A 16,379-nucleotide genomic window follows, 5' to 3' on the forward strand; every position below is an offset into this window, starting at 1 on the left:
AATCGGCTGGTCTGGATTGCCGGCCGGCACGATTTCAGCGCGTTCGCCGTATGCGGCTAACGCCAAAATTCCACTGGGCCAAGCATTTTCATCGGAAACGCTCGTGTTGAATGTGCAGGCGCTCTCTGGCAGGAAGTCCGGTGACGTTGCGGCCGTCCCGGCCGCGCAGCGATTGAAACAACGGCAGCGCGGCAACGGCGCCGCCCAGTCACGATGGGATGCTTCCGATGCTTGGTTCGGTCATCGACGCGATCGGCAATACGCCGTTGATCCGGCTGCGCCGGGCCTCCGAGGAAACCGGCTGCGAAATTCTCGGCAAGGCCGAATTCATGAACCCCGGCCAGTCGGTCAAGGACCGCGCCGGCCTGTTCATCATCCGCGACGCGGAAAAACGTGGCCTGCTCAGACCGGGCGGCGTCATCGTCGAGGGCACCGCCGGCAACACCGGCATCGGCCTGACGGTGGCCGCCAAGGCGCTCGGCTATCGCACGGTCATCGTCATTCCCGACACGCAGAGCCAGGAGAAGAAGGACGCGCTGCGGCTGCTCGGCGCCGAACTCCTGGAAGTGCCGGCCGTGCCCTACAAGAACCCGAACAACTACGTGAAGATCTCCGGCCGACTGGCCGAACAGCTTGCGCGAAGCGACAATCGCGGCGCGATCTGGGCGAACCAGTTCGATAACGTCGCCAATCGCGACGGCCATGTCGAGACCACCGCACAGGAGATTTGGGACCAGACCGGCGGCAAGGTCGACGGCTTCGTGTCGGCGGTCGGCACCGGCGGCACGCTGGCCGGCGTCGCCGCCGGGCTGCGGGAAAAGAGCAAGGATGTGAAGATCGCCATCGCCGATCCGCTCGGCGCCGCGCTGTTCAGCTACTACACCTCGGGCGAATTGAAGGCAGAGGGCAGCTCGATCACCGAAGGCATCGGCCAGGGCCGCATCACCGCCAATCTCGACGGTTTCACGCCGGACTTCTCCTACCAGATCCCGGACGAGGAAGCGCTGCCGATCATCTTCGACCTGGTGCAGGAGGAGGGGCTGTGCCTAGGCGGCTCCACCGGCATCAACATCGCCGGCGCGATCCGGTTGGCGCGCGACCTCGGCCCCGGCCACACCATCGTGACCGTGCTTGCCGACTACGGCACACGCTATCAGTCGAAATTGTTCAATCCGGATTTTCTGCGCACCAAAAATCTGCCGATCCCGGACTGGATGGATCGCCGCACCGAGATCGACGTGCCGTTCGAGAAGGTTGCCTGATGCCCTTCCAGACCGAGACGCTGTTCCGCGACGACGCCTATCTCAGCGAAGCGGAGGCAAAAGTCGTCGGCATCAACGAGCGCGGTGGCATCATTTTGGACCGCACAGTCTTCTACGCCACTTCGGGCGGCCAACCCGGCGACCTGGGCCATCTGCTCCGACCGGATGGCGGACACATCGCCATCGCCGCGACCGTGACGGGCGAGAGCAAGGACGAGATCATTCACGTTCCCACGCCCGACCAAAGCGTGCCGGCGGTGGGCGAGACGATAAAACTGGCGATCGACTGGCCGCGCCGCCATCTGTTGATGCGCATGCACACGGCCTGCCACCTGCTCAGCGTCGTCTGCCCGTTCCCGATCACCGGCGCGGCGGTTTCCGAAGACGACAGCCGGGTCGATTTCGATATTCCCGATCCGAGCTACACCAGAGAATTCGTCACCGAAAGGATGATGGAACTGGTGCGGGCGAACCACCCGGTCTTCATCCGCTGGATCACCGAAGACGAACTCGCCGCCAATCCGACCCTGGTGAAGTCGAAGAACGTGCGGCCGCCGTCCGGCACCGGCCGCATCCGGCTGGTCTGCATCGGCGACAATGCCGGCGTGGACAGCCAGCCCTGCGGCGGCACGCATGTGGCGGCCACCGGCGAGGTCGGCGAGATCCATATCGGCAAGATCGAGAAGAAAGGCCGCGAGAACCGCCGTTTCCGCATCCGTTTCGGGCCGATGCCGGCGTAATCGGCGTCGCGAATCCAGGTCGCGGTGGCGCCCGCCCCGGTCGTGTCGGGTCGTTGCGCTTTTCCCACGAAGATCGCGCCAAAACCCGATCCGGTTCGATCGGCTTCGCCTACGGACGAACGATAGGCCTCGCGGACAGCACGGATCGCCGCACGCCCGGGTTTGTCCCGTCGGGAAATGAAGTTGCTTGAAAGCTTTCGAGAAGCGCCGTCTCTGGCCGCGCGCCATCATGACGTGTCGGGAGTTTCCAGCGCGTAGACGGCGAGCGCGTGTGCGTGCGCAAGAATTTCGTCGATCTCGCGGATGTTGCGCGGCTGGATGGCGGTGGGGTCGTAGCGCGACAGCCGCCCGCCCGGCGGACGCCCGCGCCGCAGCGGCGAGACGCGCCGGAAGCGGACCGTGGCGGGGCCTTGGCTTTGCGCGCCCGCGGCGGCGCGGGCTTGCCTGTCCCGCGTAGGCGCGGCGTCGTGGCGCGCCTTCCAGCGGGCAAAACGGTTTGCCTGGCCCGGCAGATCGTCGAGCGCGCGGCCCAGCGCCTCCAGCCGCAAGGCGAGCCGCGCCGCGTCGACCGGATCGTCTGGCGACGGCGGCGCAGGCAGGCGGCGGCGGTACTGTGCGTCGAAATCCAGCGACGTGATACGCGGCAGGGCATGCGCGGGCACATAACGGCGGCGGATACGGAACGGATTTTTCAGCGGATCGAGCAGCGACAGGTTTGCTACGCGCGGTCGCGCGGCCCGTTTTTCGGCGGCCCGCCTCGCCGCCGCGGCGCGCTTGAGATCATCGGGCGACAGCGTCACGGCGATGCCGAGGCGGCGCAGTTCGGCCTCGTTGGTCTTGGGTTTCGGTTTTCGCGGGCGCAGCGGCGGAAGGACCACGACGATGCCGCGCGCCGCGGCGATGATCAGGCGCCGCGCAGCGGATTCGGCCGGACGCAGCAGTTTTAGGATGGCGCGGTGGAGATGGCGCGGCAGGGTGGCCCCATCGCCCATCTCGGCCATGCCGACAAGCATGACCAGAAGACGCTTCAGTGCCTCCCAGTTCTTCTGGATTGCCGCACTGACCTCCATCGCCGCCACCTCCTTTCCAGCACAGGCGACGAGGATTATCGTTCAGGCCAGAGGGAGGGGGATAAGTCTTGGGAAAATAGTCCTGACAGATGCTGACAGGCACGCCCAAAGGCGCAAGGGAACCGCCTTCCAAGCTTTCAAAACCTCTCTCTTGGATTTTCTACGACCTAGCCTCGCTTTCGCCTCGCCCTCTGGGCTTCGGGCGTTCGTCGCTGAGAAAGCCAAATCGTTGGCTTTCTCTAGGCCTGCGGCCGACCGCTCCTTACCCCCGCAAGGCAGGGCAATCGCATATGGACATTATCCTGTCCGATCCGGCTACGCCGGCTCGGAGTGGCACCACCCCCACTCCGCCTCGCTTCGCTCGGCACCTCTCCCCCTGCCCGGGGGAGAGGAAATGCGCTGCCGCAACGCCGACGCTTCTCCAGCTTGGGTTCCTCTCCCCCGGGCAGGGGGAGAGGTGGCCCGAAGGGCCGGAGTGGGGGTGTTCCTCTGCGTCTCGCCGCAGGCGAGGCGCCGAGGATCATCTGGCAAAGAGGGCCCATATGCGATTGCCCGCCGCAAGAGGGGAGATAGACGCTGGCGCGACCTTGCCGCCAATCGTCGACGTCGCTCGGGCCGCTGCCGGCGTCTCATCCATAGATGCGCGTCTGCAGCACCTGGTGATGCGTCGACCGCAGGTCCCAGCGCTTCAGGATTTTGCGCGCTTCCTCTGGCACATAGGCCGCCTCGTAATCCGCGCCCTGGAAGGCGATGATGTTGTCGAGCGAATCGAAACTCATCACCGTGGTGAACTGAACCTCGTCTCCGGACACTCGCTGCAGCAGCTCGATCGAGCGGTAGCCGGGGATCTTCCTGGCCTCGATGCCCGGAAAGACGAAACTGTCGAGCAGCCGCTCATAGGCATCGGCGTTGTCGGGCGTCGTGTAGCCGTTCCAGATTCGCTTGATCATGTTTGCTCCAGGGACGTTCGTGTTTGACGGGGCTGGCCCTTTTTTGCGCTGCACCGATATGTAAGAAGCTTGTAGCCGAGGTCGATGCAGGGAGTTCGCGCATGCCCGAAAAGAGCCCGTTCATCGTCGATGCCGACTGGCTGCAGGGGCAGTTGGGCCGGCCCGGCCTGTCGATCGTCGATGCCTCCTGGTATCTGCCAGCGCAGAACCGCGACCCCAAGGCCGAATACGATGCCGCGCATATCCGCGGCGCGATCTTCTTCGATCAGGATCTTGTCGTCGATCCCGATTCCGATCTGCCGCATACGCTGCCGAAGCCCTCGCTTTTCGCCCAGTATGTGGGCTCGATGGGCATTTCGGCCGACGACACGATCGTCGTTTATGACGGTCCCGGCATGTTCACCGCGCCGCGTGTCTGGTGGATGTTCCGCACCATGGGCGCGCCGGAAGTGTTCGTGCTCGACGGCGGCTTCGACAACTGGAAGGCGGCGGGCCGGCCGGTGACCGCCGAACCGACAAAAACCGCTCCCAATGTTTTCTACACGGATTTCGACGCAAAACGTGTCGCCGGCATAGACGACGTGCGCAAGGCGATCGCCTTGGGCAACAGCCAGATCGCTGACGCCCGCCCGCCGCGCCGGTTTTCGGGACAGGACCCCGAACCGCGCAAGGGCGTGCGGGGCGGTCACATGCCGGGCGCCAAAAGCGTGCCGGCGCTGTCGCTGTCCGAGAACGGCTATCTGCTCCCGATCGAGCAGCTTCGCCGCAAGCTGGAGCATGCCGGCTTGGATCTCGACAAGCCCGTCATCACCTCCTGTGGCTCCGGCATCACCGCCGCCGTCATCACGCTGGCGCTGCAGAGCGTCGGCCACGGCGACAACAGACTCTACGACGGATCGTGGACGGAATGGGGCAGCCGCGGCGACACGCCCGTGGCAACCGGCAAGGACTGACATGGCGAAGAAAGCGAAGCCGGAAACCATCCCGGTCACCGTGACGTTTCTGGAGATGAACCAGCCGCCGGGCCGGTACGCGCCGCTGCCCTATAACCGGCAGATCGCGCTGCTGCGCACCCGCGACATTCCCGTCCACTACTACCGCTATCTGATCGACCGCGTCGGCCGCAAATGGCACTGGGTGAATGCGCTGAGGCTGTCCGACGAGGAGATGGCGGAATCCCTGGCGGAACCCGACCGCGACATCCGCGTGCTTTACCTCGACGGCGCGCCGGCGGGATTCTTCGACATCAAGCCGCATGCGCCCGGGGAGATCGAACTCGCCTATTTCGGCATGATGGAACATGCGACGGGGCAGGGGCTCGGCCGCTGGTTTCTGGGCGCCGCGGTGGAGACGGCATGGTCGTACAAGCCGGAAAAGGTGATCGTGCAGACCTGCACCCTCGACCATCCGGCGGCGTTGCCGCTCTACCAGAAGATCGGCTTCTCGCCCGTCGGGCAGGTTAACGAGATGGTCCATCCCTTGACCATGGAAGAGAGAGCGGCGGTGGTGATGCGGGCCTGACGGGAGGTCGTCCAATCCTCGTTGAACAAGGCGTTCAGCGGCAGTTCAGCCTGGAAACGCCAATGTCGGGCCTCGACCATTGGTCTGACCGAAGGAGACCTCTCTCATGCCGACCCGCCGCCAGTTCGCCGCTCTCGCGCTTGCCGCGCTTTCCTTCCCGACGGTCGCCCTCGCGCAGGATGGCGGAATGCCGTCGGCGGCGCAGATCGAACGGAAGCTGGAGGCGCCGGTACCGCGCGGCGCGCAGCCCAAAAAGCGGGTCACGGTCCGCGAATTCAAGCGGCGCCCGGATCTTCGCCGCGCCGCGCCCTCCATCGACATCCAGTCGATCAACTTTGCATTCGGTTCGGCCGAGATACCGGATTCGCAGTATCGAAAGGTCGAGATCATCGCCACCGCGCTGGAACGGCTGCTGCGCCGGCGCCCCGACACGACCGTGCTGATCGAGGGCCATACCGACGCGGTCGGCTCCGCCGCTTCCAACCAGATCCTGTCCGAGCGCCGCGCTGAATCGCTGCGCCGCGTTCTGGTGCGCGAGTTCGGCATTCCGCGCCGCGCGCTGGAGACGGTCGGCTACGGCGAGGAGTTCCTGCTGGTGCCGACGCGGAACGAGAACTGGCAGAACCGCCGCGTCACGCTGCGCCGCATCGACGATTTCCTGCAATAGGGTCGCGCGGGACTACGTCTAGAGCGTGTCGCGCCCAATCGGGTTCATTCTGTTTCTCGTTTGGCGCGGCGATCCACGCGGAGGATGGCGCGGGTCGTGCTGGTGGCACGGCCAAGTCCATCCGACGACGTGGGCGCCGCCAAACGGAAACCCGGAGGGCCGGGCCGGTTTGGGCCAAATCCGTCGGGCTTCGTCTTGTCCGGGCCACCAGCCCGACCTGCGACGAAGCCCTCGACCTTGGCCCAAACCGTCACCGGCAGAATGAATCCGATTGGGTGCGACACGCTCTAAGCGAGGGACCCGAAGAAGCCGATGATGCGGTCGAGGCGGCTCCCATCCGCATTGACGAACGCGATATCGATCCCTTCCCGCAAGACCGTCCCGTCCGCTGCGAGGGCCTTCCAGTGGAAGCGTGCGAGGCCGTGGTGGTGGTCGACATCGCTGGTGCGGATGACCTGCGAACCCGCCCGGCGCGACTGCATCCGGGCGATGTGGTCAAGCAGTTCGTCGGCTCCGGCCGCGTGCACGCCGGGGTCGGTGTAGGTTGCACCATCGGCCCAGACGGAGGACAGCATCTCGGCCCGCATCCGTGGCGACGCTTCGTTCCAAACCGCGCAATAGCGATCGATCAGGTCGGCTGGATCCATCTTCGCCTCCTCGACTGACAAGGCCGCAAGCTGTCGCTTTCCCTGGCGAGGGTTTAATACGCCACCCGCAGGAATCGGGTGGCGATGCATACGGCGAAGTGCGATGCAAACCCATCGACAACCGGGATCGACGCCAATGCTCATCCGCTTCACCGCCCTGCCGACCGATGCCGTCCGCGCGCTGCAGCGCGGCGGCGCCGACGCCTACGGTTTTGTTCCCGAGCGGCAGATTTCCGACGGCCACGGCGTGCCGTGCCGCCATTGCTTGCGCACTGTGGCCGACGGCAAATCATATCTGATCCTGGCCTACCGGCCGTTTCCTGCCTTGCAGCCTTATGCCGAGACCGGGCCAATCTTCCTCTGCGCGGAAGAATGCGACCGCGCGCCCGAGACCGACGTCCTTCCCGACATCTTCCGCTCGACCCCGGACTACATCGTCAGGGGTTATGGCGCGGACGACCGCATCGTCTACGGCACCGGCGCGGTGACGCCGACCCAGAAAATCTGCGGCCGCGCCCATGAACTGTTCGAGCGCGACGACATCGCCTATCTGCATGTGCGCTCGGCGAAGAACAATTGTTACCAGTGCCGGATCGAGCGGGCGTGAGAATGGCAGGACTCTCGGCGTTAACCTTTTGTTAACGATCCCGGGCTTAGCTTCCAGTACCGATCGGGTTCCGACCACGGATGGACTGGCGGAAAGTCGATTGTAAAAAAGCGAGGGACAGCCTCGCTTTTTTATTTTCCAAACAAGAATCCCGGCTTCTGAAGCAAAAAACACCAATGGTCCGCCCAAACTCGACTCACCGGGCCTGTTGCACACGTCCTTGTACGTAGCCAACCGCTTCGCCTAGGAGTACGGTTCCAAGTCGTCCGCACCCAACCGAGGCACACGGACGCTTGAAAGGGTCCATCACGCTTTCGGCCGTATGAGGGAGAGAAGCGTCGTGGCTTTCGTCAGATACTTTGCCGTATTCGACTCTGCCGATCTGAATGTCATGCGCAGGGTGTTCAACCAGTTGTGCAAAGAGCGTCGCCTGGCGCTAAAGGACGGTGAACAGCGGGAGGCGTTGGCCAGGGATGTCATCTGCCTGTTTCGGCAGGGTGTCACCGCCGAAGCCGCACTATGGCAGCGACTTTCCAAGCTACGGCGAGCGCGAAACAGTGCTGAAAACTTCGAAGCGCCTAAGCCCGGGGGCTTGGCGCCGTTTGCGCCATAGGGCCGCACAATCCCGCCATGAAGGCGGGATTGTGCATGTTCAGCCGGACGGTCAGGCGGCGAGCACCTGCTTCGGCTCGGCCATCTCGTAGCCGAGCGCCTCGGCGACGGCGCGGTTGGTGATGCGGCCCTTGTGGACGTTGAGGCCGTTGCGCAGGTGATGGTCGTCGATCAGCGCCTTCAAACCCTTGTCGGCAAGCTGCAGGCCGTAGTGCAGCGTCGCATTGTTCAGCGCATGCGCCGAGGTGACAGGCACGGCGCCCGGCATGTTGGCGACGCAATAGTGGATGATGCCGTCGACCTCGTAGGTCGGCTCGGCATGGGTGGTGGCATGCGAGGTCTCGAAGCAGCCGCCCTGGTCGATGGCGACGTCGACCAGCACCGCACCCTTTTTCATGCCCGACAGCATCTCGCGGGTGACGAGCTTCGGCGCCGCAGCACCCGGGATCAGCACCGCGCCGACAACGATGTCGGCCGAGAAGCACTCTTCCTCAAGAGCTTCCACGGTGGAGTAGCGCGTGTGGACGCGGCCATTAAAAATGTCGTCGAGCTGGCGCAGGCGCGGGATCGAGCGGTCGATGATGGTGACATCGGCGCCGAGGCCGGCCGCCATCCTGGCCGCATGCAGGCCGACGACGCCGCCACCGATCACGGTCACCTTGCCCGGCAGCACGCCGGGCACGCCGCCGAGCAGCACGCCGCGGCCGCCATTGGCCTTCTGCAACGCCGTCGCCCCGGCCTGGATCGACAGGCGGCCGGCGACTTCTGACATCGGCGCGAGCAGCGGAAGCCCGCCGCGGTCGTCGGTGACCGTCTCGTAGGCGATCGCGGTGACGCCGGAGGCCAGCAGACCCTTGGTCTGCTCCGGATCGGGCGCCAGGTGGAGGTAGGTGTAAAGGATCTGGTCGCCGCGCAACTGCACCCATTCGCCCGGCTGCGGCTCCTTGACCTTCACGATCATGTCCGACTTGGCGAACACTTCCTCGGCGGCCTTGGCGATCCTGGCGCCGGCGGCGCGGTAGGCGTTGTCGTCGGCGCCGATGCCGGCGCCCGCGCCGGTCTCGACCAGCACCTCGTGGCCGTGTGCGGTATATTCGCGGACCGCCCCTGGGGTCAGGCCGACGCGATATTCATGATTCTTGATTTCCTTCGGACAACCGACACGCATGGTTTCGTTCCTCGCTCGACGCCTTGACGGCTTGTTCCCTGTGTTCCGCAAGGTTACGCGCAGCGGGGCCGAAAGAGTTTGCGAAGTGAATTGCGTATTGCGCTTTCGGCCGCTATTCGTTGCGTGAATCTGACAGTTTGTCGAAGAAAGTTCGAGCCATGCCACTCGACAGGATCGATATCGCAATTTTGGACACGCTGCAGAAGGACGGGCGAATCCCCAACGCGTCGCTTGCCGAGAGGGTCGGGCTGTCGCAATCCGCCTGCTCGCGGCGCCTCGACAATCTGGAGAAGAACGGCGTCATCCGCGGCTACCATGCGAGACTGTCGAACGCTGCCCTCGGTCACCAGATGACGGCGATCGTCCATATCTCGCTGTCCGGCCAGTTCGAGAAGACGCTGTCCGACTTCGAGGCGGCGATCAAGCGCTGCCCCAACGTGCTCTCCTGCCATCTGATGTCGGGTGAATACGACTACATCCTGCGCATCGCCGCAAAGGATCTGGCCGACTACGAGCGCATCCACAAGGAATGGCTGTCTGCCATGCCGCACGTCACCAAGATCAATTCGTCCTTCGCGCTGCGCGAGATCGTCGACCGCACGGCGCTGGGGCTGAAGCCGGAGATGGCGTAAGCGACCGCGTCAGTCCAGATCGGCCATTCGCACCGTGACATTCGGCAGGGCTGCCGGCGAAAGCGGCGTCTCGGCCGGGGTTTTCTCGACGATGCCCCAGTGTCCGTCGGCTTCCGGCCGTCTGTGCACCCAGGTCGCGCGTGTCGCTGCATCGACCACCCAGAGTTCGACAACGCCGTGTCGGGCATAGATGCGGGCCTTCAACCCACGGTCGTAGGACATCGACGATCCCGCCACCTCGACCGCAAGCAGGACATCGCGGCCCGCGACGTCTTCCGGAAGGATTCGCTTGGGATAGAGGCAAAGGTCCGGCTCGACGAAGGTGCGCTCGTCGAGATAGAGCGAAGTTTCGATCGCCAGCCTCATTTCGTCGGGCGCGTGGCGCGCGAAAACTCTGTTCAGCGCAGCCTTGATCACCTCGTGCTGGTTTCCCTTGGGCGACATCGGAACGAGTTCCCCCTCGATCAGCTCGAAATTCTCGTCCTCGGCGATGATGCCCGCCTCGACCATGCGGCGGATCTCCGCCACGGTGAACGACCGGCGGGGGAAACCTTCTGCGGCGCGAGTTGCAACGACATTCATGTCGGCATCCTTGCTGGTTGACGGACACGTTTTATCACGGCCGCAGCGCTGTTGTCTTCAAGTGCGGGGGCTTCGGCGGGCGAGTTTCGAAGGACACATCTTAGTTGTTTGCCGCGAGCGCGTCGCGATCCTGTCCGGCTACCACGCGAACCCGGTGCCCTGAACCCGCGCGTTTCGGTGGCGCGGCATTATGCCTGTAGAAGCGAGTTGAAGCCGGAGATGGCGTGAGCCGGTGCAGGCCGTCGACCCTTGTTGCAGCGCACAAAATCTCTATGTGAGAAGAGTCGGAAACCGTGGATCGGGTGACGCCAATGAACGCGCAGCAACACCATGTCGTCATTGTCGGTGCGGGTTTTGGTGGAATGGAAGCGGTGGCCGGTCTCAGGAATTCGGGCGCCCGCATCACGCTGATCGACCAGCGCAATCACCATCTGTTCCAGCCCTTGCTCTACCAGGTCGCGACAACGTCGCTTGCGACGTCCGAGATCGCCTGGCCGATCCGCCACCTCCTGAAAAGGCGCAAGGATGTCACCACGCTGCTGGCCGAGGTCGTCGGCGTCGACACGGCCGGTAAGCGCGTGCTGCTGGATGACGGAAGTTCAGTCTCCTACGATACGCTGGTGCTGGCGACCGGGGCGCGGCATGCCTATTTCGGCCATGATGAATGGGAGCCGTTCGCGCCCGGCTTGAAGACGATCGAGGACGCGACCACCATTCGCCGGCACATCCTGGCCGCCTTCGAGAAGGCCGAGCGGGAGCCGGACCCACAGGCCCGCGCCGCCCTGCTGACCTTCGTTATCATTGGCGGCGGCCCGACCGGCGTGGAACTTGCCGGCACCATCGCCGAGCTGGCGCATGACACGCTGCGCGGCGAGTTCCGCAACATTGACACGCGCGAGGCCAGGGTCGTTCTGGTCGAAGCGGGCGAGCGGGTTCTGGCCGGCTTCAAGCCGGAACTCTCCGCCTACGCCAAAACGGCCCTCGAAAGGCTGGGGGTCACCATCAAATTCGGCCGGCCGGTCACCGATTGCAGTGCCGAAGGGGTGACGTTTGACGGCCGGCTGCTGCCCGCCAAAACGATTATCTGGGCGGCGGGCGTCGCCGCTTCGCCGGCGGCAAGGTGGCTGGGCGCCGAAAGCGATCGCGCCGGCCGCACGCTCGTGGAGGAGGATCTTTCGGTTCCCGGCCACCCGGACATCTTTGTCGTGGGCGACGCCGCGCATGTGGCGTGGAAGGACGGAAAGCTGGTCCCGGGCGTTGCACCGGCGGCGAAACAGCAGGGCCGCCATGTCGCGGCAACGGTGCGGACCAGGCTCAGTGGCGATGCCGCGCCGCGTCCGTTCCGCTACGACCACAGTGGCGACCTCGCCACCATCGGCAAACGCGCGGCTGCGATCGATTTCGGCTGGTTTCGGATGACCGGCTGGCCCGCTTGGTGGCTGTGGGGCATCGCCCACATCTACTATTTGATCGGCTTCCGGTACCGCCTCGCGGTCAGCCTGAACTGGCTCTGGATCTACATGACCGGTCAGCGCAGCGCGCGGCTGATCACCCAGGGGAGCCGGCGACAGGCGGCGCCGTGACGATCCTGTCCATCGGGATGTCGTGCGGCTGCGGGTGGATCGTTGCGACAGCCTGCATCGCATAGCCGATGCCGATGACCAGCGGCTTTGCCGGCAGCGCGGCAAGCGTCCGGTCGAAAAAGCCGCCGCCATAACCCAGCCGGTAGTTTTGCGGGTCAAAGCCGACCAGCGGCGCGATCACGACGTCTGGGACGACCGGTGCTCCGGAAGCGGGGACCGGGATGTTCCAGATTCCCTTTTCCAACGGGTCGCCGGGCGAATAATCGCGGAAGACCAGCGGGCGCGCCTTTCCGACGACCACCGGCAGGGCGATCCGTCCGCCGCCGTCGATCACGGTGCGCATCCAGGGCCGCAGGTCCGGCTCGCCCCGGAATGGCCAGTAGAGGCTGACGGTGCGGTCTTCGAAACCGCCGATGCAGGCACTCAGTCCGGCGGCGATGCGTTCCGCCATTGCCTGGCGCGTGTCGGCCGGGATGGCGAGACGTTCGCCGATGAGCCGCTCGCGTTCCGCCTTGCGCCAGCGCGCCACTTCGGGGGGCAATGAGAATTGCTGCGTCGGCTTTCCGTCGACCTGTTCCTGCATAGGCTGGATTCCACTACCAAATGCGGCAAGCCTAGGCTGGTCGCTTGCCGGACTCGGTTGCGTTTGCGACGCGCATATAGCCGGACGCGCCGGTTTCGCTAATGCAGTATAGCCGGCGCCTTCGCCAGTAGCCGCACCCAGACACCCTCGCGCGGCCGCAAGGTGATCGACGGGAACAGCGTGACCGGCCGGTCGCGCTGCCATTCCACGCCAAAACGCTGGGAGACCGTGGCAAGAATAAGCACCGCCTCGATCATGGCGAAACGCTGGCCGATGCAGATGCGCGGCCCGCCGCCGAAGGGCATGTAGGCAAATCGCGGCAGACGGCGCGCCAGCCCGTCCAGCCAGCGCTCGGGCCTAAAACTTTCGGGGTCGTCGAAGTGACGCGGGTCGCGGTGGAGCACCCAGGGCGAGATCAGGATGGTCGTGGCGGCGGGAAAATCATAACCGCCGAGCTGGAACGGACCGATGGATTCGCGGCCGATCGCCCAGGCGGGCGGGAAAAGCCGCATCGACTCCAGGATGACACTTTCGGCAAACTTCAGGCGCGGCAGGTCTTCGACGGTGGCGTCCCGCCCGCCGAGTGTTTCGTCGATTTCGGCCGCGAGCCGGCGCGCCAAGCCGGGATCCTGGCCGAGCAGGTAGAAACTCCAGGAGAGCGTCAGCGCCGTGGTCTCGTGGCCGGCAAGCAGCAGCGTCACGGTTTCGTCGCGCAATTGGCGGTCCGACAGACGTTCCTCGGATTCGTCCTTGGCCGCCATCAGCCGCGACAGGAAATCCTGGCGGCCATGATAGCCGTTGGCGCGCCGCTCGGCGATCATGCGGCCGATGATCCGCTCGACGGTCGCAATGGCGCGCCGATAACGGAGATGGCCGGGCAGGGGCACCCAGTCGGGGATCTTCACCGGCCGCTTGAATCGCGCGGCCAGCTCGATCACGAGGTCCTGGACGGCATGGTCCATGTCGGCGATGTCGCGCTCGACCTCGCAGTCCATGAAGGCTTTTGCCGCGATCCGCAGCGTCAGCGCCATCATGTCGTTATGGATGTCGCGGACTTCGCCGACCTTCCATCCAGACACCGTACCTTTCGACAGCGAAACGATGTCGGGACCGTAGCCTCGCAATTGCTGCCCTGCGAAAGCAGGCGCCGCCAGTTTCCGGTTGCGCTGCCAGAGATCGCCTTCCGCGGTCAGCAGACCCTGGCCGAACAGCGCGGTGACGTGCCTCCACACGAGGCGGTTCTTGATGAAGTTCCGGTGGTCCTCCACCAGCACCTTCTCAATGTCGTCGGAGCTGTTCACCAGCAACGTCGGCCAGCCGGCGAAGTCGTAGCTGACAAGATCGCCAAACATGCGCTGCGTTTGCGTAAGAAAACCGAGTTGGTCTCGGCCGAACTGCAAGATGTTTCCCAGCAACGGAACGCCGCGTGGTCCGGGTGGGCGGGACGGTTTTACCCGCCGCGCAGTGAAATCTGGACTGATCTGCGGAGAAAGCTGGGTCACGGCCGGCGCTGCCCCTTTCACCTCTCGATGTACGAGACTGGTTCAAGCCGGGTTGCCTGTCAATCGCGCGACGGGGCATCGAGGATGCGCAGGCCGTTCTGGTCATGCTTCACCATCTCGCTCCAACTGCTGGACACGAATGGCGAACGGCGCGAGACTTCGGCCACTTCCGGGTTCCTACCGGCGTATCTTTGAGGAGAGACCATGTCCGTTTTCCCATCCCTGACCCGCCGTTCGTTCCTGGCGGCAAGCGCGGCCACCGGCGCGCTGATCGTGCTGCATCCGTTTTCGGCGCGCGCGCAGTCCAATCAGGCGCATTTGCGCATCATGGAAACGACCGACATCCATGTGAACGTGCTGCCCTACGATTATTACGCCGACAAACCAAACGACACGATGGGCTTGTCGCGCACCGCCTCGCTGATCGACGCCGTCCGCAAGGAAGCAACCAACGCCATGCTGATCGACAATGGCGATCTCTTGCAGGGCAATCCGATGGGCGACTATATCGCCTACGAGAAGGGCATGAAGGAGGGCGATGTCCACCCGGTGATGAAGGGCATGAACCTGCTCGGCTACGAGTGCTCGACGCTCGGCAACCACGAGTTCAACTACGGCCTTTCATTCCTCGACAAGGTGCTGGCCGGCGCGAATTTCCCGTTCGTTTGCGCCAACCTGGTGCGCGGCACCGAACTCGCCGCCAATCCGCGCGACGACAAGCTTTACCTGAAACCCTATGTAATCGTTGAGAAAACCATCAAGGACGGATCGGGCGCGGAGCATCCGATAAAGATTGGGGTGATCGGCTTCGTGCCGCCGCAGATCATGCTGTGGGACGCCAAGAATCTCACCGGCAATGTGGTGACGCGCGATATCGTCGACGCGGCAAAAGCCTGGGTGCCGCAGATCAAGGAGGAGGGTGCCGATGTCGTGGTTGCGCTGTCGCACTCCGGCATCGACGTCAAGCAGGGCGAGATGATGGAGAACGCTTCGTTCTTCCTGGCCGGCGTGGACGGCATCGACGCCGTTTTCACGGGACACCAACATCTTGTTTTCCCGGGAAAAAAGGACTTTCAGGACCTCGCCGGCGTCGACACCGCCGCCGGCACCCTGCAAGGCAAGCCGGCGGTGATGGGCGGTTTCTGGGGCTCGCACATGGGCCTGATCGACCTTTTGCTGGAGCGCGACGGATCGAAATGGCGCGTGGTTTCCGCGACTTCCGAGGCGCGGCCGATCTTCGAGCGGGTCGAGAACAAGAACAAGGCGACGGTCGGCGACGACCAGCGTATCGTCGAGGCGCTGAAGGAGGACCACGAGGCGACGCTGGCCTATGTGCGCCGGCCGGTCGGCAAGACGTCGGCGCCGCTCTATTCCTATTTCGCGCTGGTCGCCGACGACCCGTCGGTGCAGATCGTCAGCCAGGCACAAACTTGGTATATCAAGGACTTGCTGAAGGATACTCAGTGGAAAGATCTGCCGGTGCTGTCGGCCGCCGCACCCTTCAAGTCGGGCGGCCGCGGCGGCCCGGACTATTACACCGACGTGCCGGCCGGCGACGTGGCGATCAAGAACGTCGCCGATCTCTACCTTTATCCGAACACGGTGCGGGCAGTGGAGATCACCGGGGCGCAGGTGAAGGAATGGCTGGAGATGTCGGCCGGCATTTTCAACACGGTCGAGGCCGGCAAAGCCGACCAGGCGCTGATCAACCTCGATTTCCCGTCCTACAATTTCGACGTGATCGACGGCGTCACCTACAGGATAGACCTGTCGCAGCCCCCGAAATACGACCCGAAGGGCGGCGTCATCAACGCTTCGTCAAGCCGCATCAAGGACCTGATGTTCGACGGAAAACCCATTGATCCCGCACAGAAATTCGTCGTCGCCACAAACAATTACCGGGCTGGCGGAGGCGGCAATTTCCCGGAGATCAACCAGTCCAAGGTGATCTTCGAGGCGCCCGACACCAACCGCGACGTGATCGTGCGCTACATCATCGACCAGGGCACGATCAACCCGTCTGCCGACGCCAACTGGACGTTCGAGCCGATGGCGGGGACCTCCGTCCTGTTCGAAACCGGACCAAAAGCCAAGGACTTCATCGGCGACGTCAAGGCAGTGAAGATCGAGGCTGCCGGCGAAGGCCAGAACGGCTTTGCCAAATATCGCATAACGCTTTGATTTTGCATCGCTTCCTGGAGTTCCGACCAACCGCGGGCGTGCCTGAACGTGTGGATAAAGTTGGCTTCGGTG

Annotated in this window: 17 protein-coding genes; 10 read left to right on the forward strand and 7 right to left on the reverse strand. The window is 64.4% G+C overall.

The genetic code is table 11. The features are described 5' to 3' along the window. The first annotated feature begins 227 nt into the window (after nucleotides 1-227). Nucleotides 228-1,262: a cysteine synthase A gene (locus RB623_RS02650; RefSeq protein WP_308055204.1), complete on the forward strand. Its 1,035-nt coding sequence runs from the start codon at nucleotides 228-230 to the stop codon at nucleotides 1,260-1,262. Beyond that, a complete protein-coding gene (locus RB623_RS02655; RefSeq protein ID WP_308055205.1) occupies nucleotides 1,262-2,002 on the forward strand; it encodes an alanyl-tRNA editing protein in 741 nt (246 codons plus the stop codon). Before RB623_RS02650 ends, RB623_RS02655 begins: the two co-directional genes overlap by 1 nt. Before the next feature lie 227 nt (nucleotides 2,003-2,229). On the opposite strand, the gene RB623_RS02660 is transcribed toward RB623_RS02655, so the two are convergent. Beyond that, nucleotides 2,230-3,072 carry a hypothetical protein gene (locus tag RB623_RS02660; RefSeq protein WP_308055206.1) on the reverse strand — a complete coding sequence of 281 codons (843 nt, stop codon included), beginning with the start codon at nucleotides 3,070-3,072 and terminating at the stop codon, nucleotides 2,230-2,232. A 629-nt stretch (nucleotides 3,073-3,701) separates the two neighbouring features. After that, the gene (locus tag RB623_RS02665; RefSeq protein ID WP_308055207.1) at nucleotides 3,702-4,022 is read right to left on the reverse strand and encodes an antibiotic biosynthesis monooxygenase; all 321 of its coding nucleotides are present in this window, start codon (nucleotides 4,020-4,022) and stop codon (nucleotides 3,702-3,704) included. Nucleotides 4,023-4,123: 101 nt separating this feature from the next. On the opposite strand from RB623_RS02665, the gene sseA reads away from it, so the two are divergent. The 3 genes from sseA to RB623_RS02680 all read left to right on the forward strand — a co-directional run bounded on the left by sseA (nucleotide 4,124) and on the right by RB623_RS02680 (nucleotide 6,210). Beyond that, entirely contained in the window at nucleotides 4,124-4,975 is an 852-nt protein-coding gene (gene sseA / locus RB623_RS02670; RefSeq protein WP_308055208.1) for a 3-mercaptopyruvate sulfurtransferase, read from the forward strand. A 1-nt stretch (nucleotide 4,976) separates the two neighbouring features. Beyond that, complete coding sequence (locus RB623_RS02675) at nucleotides 4,977-5,543, forward strand: GNAT family N-acetyltransferase (protein ID WP_308055209.1); 567 nt, start codon at nucleotides 4,977-4,979, stop codon at nucleotides 5,541-5,543. Between the two features lie 106 nt (nucleotides 5,544-5,649). After that, nucleotides 5,650-6,210, forward strand: a complete 561-nt coding sequence (locus tag RB623_RS02680; RefSeq protein WP_308055210.1) for an OmpA family protein — start codon at nucleotides 5,650-5,652, stop codon at nucleotides 6,208-6,210. Between the two features lie 287 nt (nucleotides 6,211-6,497). On the opposite strand, the gene RB623_RS02685 is transcribed toward RB623_RS02680, so the two are convergent. Next, nucleotides 6,498-6,857 (reverse strand): nuclear transport factor 2 family protein, encoded by a 360-nt coding sequence (locus RB623_RS02685; RefSeq protein WP_308055211.1) that lies wholly within the window; start codon nucleotides 6,855-6,857, stop codon nucleotides 6,498-6,500. 136 nt (nucleotides 6,858-6,993) lie between these two features. Between RB623_RS02685 and RB623_RS02690 the strand changes: the two genes are divergently transcribed. Both RB623_RS02690 and RB623_RS02695 read left to right on the forward strand, forming a co-directional pair. Next, a complete protein-coding gene (locus tag RB623_RS02690) occupies nucleotides 6,994-7,464 on the forward strand; it encodes a DUF1203 domain-containing protein (protein WP_308055212.1) in 471 nt (156 codons plus the stop codon). A gap of 340 nt (nucleotides 7,465-7,804) precedes the next feature. Next, nucleotides 7,805-8,077 carry a hypothetical protein gene (locus tag RB623_RS02695; RefSeq protein WP_308055213.1) on the forward strand — a complete coding sequence of 91 codons (273 nt, stop codon included), beginning with the start codon at nucleotides 7,805-7,807 and terminating at the stop codon, nucleotides 8,075-8,077. 51 nt (nucleotides 8,078-8,128) lie between these two features. On the opposite strand, the gene ald is transcribed toward RB623_RS02695, so the two are convergent. Next, complete coding sequence (gene ald, locus RB623_RS02700; RefSeq protein WP_308055214.1) at nucleotides 8,129-9,244, reverse strand: alanine dehydrogenase; 1,116 nt, start codon at nucleotides 9,242-9,244, stop codon at nucleotides 8,129-8,131. Between the two features lie 158 nt (nucleotides 9,245-9,402). Between ald and RB623_RS02705 the strand changes: the two genes are divergently transcribed. Further along, a complete protein-coding gene (locus RB623_RS02705) occupies nucleotides 9,403-9,876 on the forward strand; it encodes an Lrp/AsnC family transcriptional regulator (protein WP_308055215.1) in 474 nt (157 codons plus the stop codon). Between the two features lie 9 nt (nucleotides 9,877-9,885). Here RB623_RS02705 and RB623_RS02710 read toward each other — a convergent pair whose 3' ends face one another. Continuing rightward, a complete protein-coding gene (locus RB623_RS02710; RefSeq protein WP_308055216.1) occupies nucleotides 9,886-10,458 on the reverse strand; it encodes a Uma2 family endonuclease in 573 nt (190 codons plus the stop codon). A gap of 311 nt (nucleotides 10,459-10,769) precedes the next feature. On the opposite strand from RB623_RS02710, the gene RB623_RS02715 reads away from it, so the two are divergent. Continuing rightward, nucleotides 10,770-12,041 (forward strand): NAD(P)/FAD-dependent oxidoreductase, encoded by a 1,272-nt coding sequence (locus RB623_RS02715; protein ID WP_308055217.1) that lies wholly within the window; start codon nucleotides 10,770-10,772, stop codon nucleotides 12,039-12,041. Here the strand turns inward: RB623_RS02715 and RB623_RS02720 are convergent. Beyond that, on the reverse strand, nucleotides 12,007-12,624 hold the full coding sequence (locus RB623_RS02720) for a 5-formyltetrahydrofolate cyclo-ligase (protein WP_308055218.1): 618 nt from the start codon (nucleotides 12,622-12,624) through the stop codon (nucleotides 12,007-12,009). The genes RB623_RS02715 and RB623_RS02720 overlap by 35 nt on opposite strands. Before the next feature lie 98 nt (nucleotides 12,625-12,722). Then, nucleotides 12,723-14,105 carry a cytochrome P450 gene (locus RB623_RS02725; RefSeq protein WP_374121630.1) on the reverse strand — a complete coding sequence of 461 codons (1,383 nt, stop codon included), beginning with the start codon at nucleotides 14,103-14,105 and terminating at the stop codon, nucleotides 12,723-12,725. 225 nt (nucleotides 14,106-14,330) lie between these two features. Between RB623_RS02725 and RB623_RS02730 the strand changes: the two genes are divergently transcribed. After that, entirely contained in the window at nucleotides 14,331-16,307 is a 1,977-nt protein-coding gene (locus tag RB623_RS02730; protein ID WP_308055220.1) for a bifunctional 2',3'-cyclic-nucleotide 2'-phosphodiesterase/3'-nucleotidase, read from the forward strand. Nucleotides 16,308-16,379 lie beyond the last annotated feature (72 nt).

The sequence above is a fragment of the Mesorhizobium sp. LHD-90 genome (assembly GCF_030929505.1).
In the GTDB taxonomy this organism is placed as follows: domain Bacteria; phylum Pseudomonadota; class Alphaproteobacteria; order Rhizobiales; family Rhizobiaceae; genus Kumtagia.

Excerpts from the sequence above, each read along its gene's own strand:
- RB623_RS02650 (WP_308055204.1), top strand. The coding sequence starts at position 228 with ATGCTTGGTTCGGTCATCGACGCGATCGGCAATACGCCGTTGATCCGG.
- RB623_RS02655 (WP_308055205.1), top strand. The coding sequence starts at position 1,262 with ATGCCCTTCCAGACCGAGACGCTGTTCCGCGACGACGCCTATCTCAGC.
- RB623_RS02660 (WP_308055206.1), bottom strand. The coding sequence starts at position 3,072 with ATGGAGGTCAGTGCGGCAATCCAGAAGAACTGGGAGGCACTGAAGCGT.
- RB623_RS02665 (WP_308055207.1), bottom strand. The coding sequence starts at position 4,022 with ATGATCAAGCGAATCTGGAACGGCTACACGACGCCCGACAACGCCGAT.
- sseA (WP_308055208.1), top strand. The coding sequence starts at position 4,124 with ATGCCCGAAAAGAGCCCGTTCATCGTCGATGCCGACTGGCTGCAGGGG.
- RB623_RS02675 (WP_308055209.1), top strand. The coding sequence starts at position 4,977 with ATGGCGAAGAAAGCGAAGCCGGAAACCATCCCGGTCACCGTGACGTTT.
- RB623_RS02680 (WP_308055210.1), top strand. The coding sequence starts at position 5,650 with ATGCCGACCCGCCGCCAGTTCGCCGCTCTCGCGCTTGCCGCGCTTTCC.
- RB623_RS02685 (WP_308055211.1), bottom strand. The coding sequence starts at position 6,857 with ATGGATCCAGCCGACCTGATCGATCGCTATTGCGCGGTTTGGAACGAA.
- RB623_RS02690 (WP_308055212.1), top strand. The coding sequence starts at position 6,994 with ATGCTCATCCGCTTCACCGCCCTGCCGACCGATGCCGTCCGCGCGCTG.
- ald (WP_308055214.1), bottom strand. The coding sequence starts at position 9,244 with ATGCGTGTCGGTTGTCCGAAGGAAATCAAGAATCATGAATATCGCGTC.
- RB623_RS02705 (WP_308055215.1), top strand. The coding sequence starts at position 9,403 with ATGCCACTCGACAGGATCGATATCGCAATTTTGGACACGCTGCAGAAG.
- RB623_RS02710 (WP_308055216.1), bottom strand. The coding sequence starts at position 10,458 with ATGAATGTCGTTGCAACTCGCGCCGCAGAAGGTTTCCCCCGCCGGTCG.
- RB623_RS02715 (WP_308055217.1), top strand. The coding sequence starts at position 10,770 with ATGAACGCGCAGCAACACCATGTCGTCATTGTCGGTGCGGGTTTTGGT.
- RB623_RS02720 (WP_308055218.1), bottom strand. The coding sequence starts at position 12,624 with ATGCAGGAACAGGTCGACGGAAAGCCGACGCAGCAATTCTCATTGCCC.
- RB623_RS02730 (WP_308055220.1), top strand. The coding sequence starts at position 14,331 with ATGTCCGTTTTCCCATCCCTGACCCGCCGTTCGTTCCTGGCGGCAAGC.